Source organism: Streptomyces sp. NPDC054840, from assembly GCF_053611065.1.
The window spans coordinates 1-3,020 of sequence record NZ_JBSGZP010000805.1; the positions used below are offsets into that span (position 1 = coordinate 1).

General features: G+C 67.7%; 3 protein-coding genes. 1 reads left to right on the top strand and 2 read right to left on the bottom strand.

Translation table 11 applies throughout. The features are described from left to right. Positions 1–283 (bottom strand): AMP-binding protein (locus ACWGIU_RS34280; RefSeq protein WP_453712007.1); only part of this gene is annotated, 283 nt, incomplete at its 3' end. Between the two features lie 234 nt (positions 284–517). Beyond that, positions 518–2,383 (bottom strand): translation elongation factor 4, encoded by a 1,866-nt coding sequence (lepA, locus tag ACWGIU_RS34285; protein WP_453712008.1) that lies wholly within the window; start codon positions 2,381–2,383, stop codon positions 518–520. A 257-nt stretch (positions 2,384–2,640) separates the two neighbouring features. On the opposite strand from lepA, the gene rpsT reads away from it, so the two are divergent. Then, a complete protein-coding gene (gene rpsT / locus ACWGIU_RS34290) occupies positions 2,641–2,907 on the top strand; it encodes a 30S ribosomal protein S20 (RefSeq protein WP_030384651.1) in 267 nt (88 codons plus the stop codon). The last annotated feature ends 113 nt before the right edge of the window (positions 2,908–3,020 follow it).

Consider the following 3,020-nt stretch of genomic DNA (forward strand, 5'->3'; position numbering starts at 1 on the left):
CGCCGAGGTCGGAGAGGATCCAGTCGACCCGGGTGTTGGAGGCGAGCGCGACGCGCTCCTCCGTTCCCAGACCGAGGGCGATCAGCCCGGCGGCGATGGCGAAGACCCGCTCGGCCGCCTGGCCCCAGCTGAGTGATTTCCAGTCGTCGGCGCCGCCCTGGCCGCCGGCCGCCGGTACCGGGTACCGGTAGGCCTCGTCGTTCGGCGTCGCTGCGACGCGCTCAAGGAAGAGCACCGCCACGGTCGGCGGGCGGTTCTCGAGATAGGTCTGTGTGTCGCTCACGACATCCTCCGGACCGATCCACGCGGTAGTGCGTGGGCGTGGGGCGCTGGGGGCGCTGGGGACTGGCGGGTTTGCAGCCGTTGACTTTTTAAACTGGCGAGTAACCATCGAGCAGTGATCAGACTAGAGCGCGACCGGCGCGCGCGTAAGAGCCCGCGAGCGGCCGCTTCATAACGAAACAGGCCCCCGCACCGGAGTGCGAGGGCCTGTGCGTGCCGGGTGACGGCGCGACTACTACTTCTTCTTGCCGCCGGACTCGTCACTGGAGAGGACGGCGATGAAGGCCTCCTGCGGGACCTCGACGGAGCCGACCATCTTCATCCGCTTCTTGCCTTCCTTCTGCTTCTCCAGCAGCTTCCGCTTACGGGAGATGTCACCGCCGTAGCACTTGGCGAGGACGTCCTTGCGGATGGCGCGGATGGTCTCGCGGGCGATGACGCGGGAGCCGACGGCCGCCTGGATCGGGATCTCGAAGGCCTGCCGCGGGATGAGCTCGCGCAGCTTGGCGACCAGGCGCACGCCGTAGGCGTAGGCGGCGTCCTTGTGGCAGACGGCGGAGAAGGCGTCGACCTTGTCGCCGTGAAGCAGGATGTCGACCTTGACCAGGCTGCCGGACTGCTCCCCGGTGGGCTCGTAGTCCAGGGAGGCGTAGCCGCGCGTCTTGGACTTCAGCTGGTCGAAGAAGTCGAAGACGATCTCCGCGAGGGGGAGCGTGTAGCGGATCTCGACGCGGTCCTCGGAGAGGTAGTCCATGCCGAGGAGGGTGCCGCGGCGCTGCTGGCAGAGCTCCATGATCGCGCCGATGAACTCGGAGGGCGCGAGCAGGGTGGCCCGGACGACCGGCTCGAACACGTCCGAGATCTTGCCCTCGGGGAACTCGCTCGGGTTGGTGACGGAGACTTCCTTGCCGTCCTCCATGACGACGCGGTAGACCACGTTCGGCGCGGTGGCGATCAGGTCGAGACCGAACTCGCGCTCCAGGCGCTCGCGGACCACGTCCAGGTGGAGCAGGCCGAGGAAGCCGACGCGGAAGCCGAAGCCGAGCGCCGCCGAGGTCTCCGGCTCGTAGACCAGCGCGGCGTCGTTGAGCTGCAGCTTGTCCAGGGCCTCGCGCAGGTCCGGGTAGTCCGAGCCGTCGAGCGGGTACAGGCCGGAGAAGACCATCGGACGCGGGTCCTTGTAGCCGCCGAGGGCCTCGGTCGCGCCGTTGTGCAGGCTGGTGATGGTGTCACCGACCTTGGACTGACGGACGTCCTTCACGCCGGTGATGATGTAGCCCACCTCGCCGACGCCGATGCCGTCGGCCGGGGTCATCTCCGGCGAGGAGACGCCGATCTCCAGGAGCTCGTGGGTGGCGCCGGTCGACATCATCCGGATGCGCTCGCGCTTGTTGAGCTGGCCGTCGACGACACGGACGTAGGTCACGACACCGCGGTACGAGTCGTAGACCGAGTCGAAGATCATCGCGCGGGCCGGGGCGTCCTTGGGGCCGACCGGGGCCGGGACCGTGGCGACGATCTTGTCCAGCAGCACGTCCACGCCGAGACCGGTCTTGGCCGAGACGCGCAGGACGTCCTCCGGCTGGCAGCCGACCAGGTTCGCGAGCTCCTCGGCGAACTTCTCCGGCTGGGCGGCCGGCAGGTCGATCTTGTTCAGGACCGGGACGATCGCGAGGTCCTTCTCCATCGCCAGGTACAGGTTGGCGAGGGTCTGGGCCTCGATGCCCTGGGCCGCGTCCACGAGCAGGACGGTGCCCTCGCACGCGGCGAGGGAGCGCGAGACCTCGTAGGTGAAGTCGACGTGCCCGGGGGTGTCGATCATGTTGAGGACGTGGGTCCTGCCCAGGTCCTCGCCCGTGTTCGGCGCCCACGGCAGCCGGACCGCCTGGGACTTGATCGTGATGCCGCGCTCACGCTCGATGTCCATGCGGTCGAGGTACTGGGCGCGCATCTGCCGCTGGTCGACCACACCGGTGAGCTGGAGCATCCGGTCGGCAAGGGTCGACTTGCCGTGGTCGATGTGCGCGATGATGCAGAAGTTGCGGATCAGCGCCGGGTCGGTACGGCTCGGCTCGGGCACGTGGCTGGGGATCGCGGGCACGCAGTGTCCTGATTCTCGGGTCGCAGTCGGAAGCGTTTGCGGAGCGTCGGTCGGAGCGCGGATCCGGCCCCCGTCGCTGTCGGCGGCGGGATCTCGGACCTGTACGCAGACTCCCATGGTCCCATGGACGGGGCAGTGCGCTCGGTTTGGGCCACCCGCAGAGTGCCTGGTAGCCTGGGTGGCTGTGTCTCGTATGCCCTCTCAGCTGTCGGGACACAATCCGAAGAACAAAACTCTGAACCTGAAAAGGCTCTTTCGTGGCGAACATCAAGTCCCAGATCAAGCGGAACAAGACGAACGAGAAGGCGCGCCTGCGCAACAAGGCCGTCAAGTCTTCGCTCAAGACCGCGATCCGCAAGGCCCGCGAGGCCGTCGTCGCCGGTGACGTCGAGAAGGCCACCGTGGCTTCTCGCGCTGCCGCGCGTGCGCTCGACAAGGCTGTCTCGAAGGGTGTCATCCACAAGAACGCCGCCGCCAACAAGAAGTCGGCGCTGGCCACCAAGGTTGCCTCCCTGCAGGGCTGAAGCTCTCTGATGTGATCGCCGGAAGGGACTCAGCGGGCCCTCTCTCCCGCTCCTGACCGGCACCCCGCTCCGCACACGAAGCGTTCGCCACGCGGGTGCGGTGCAACCAGAAG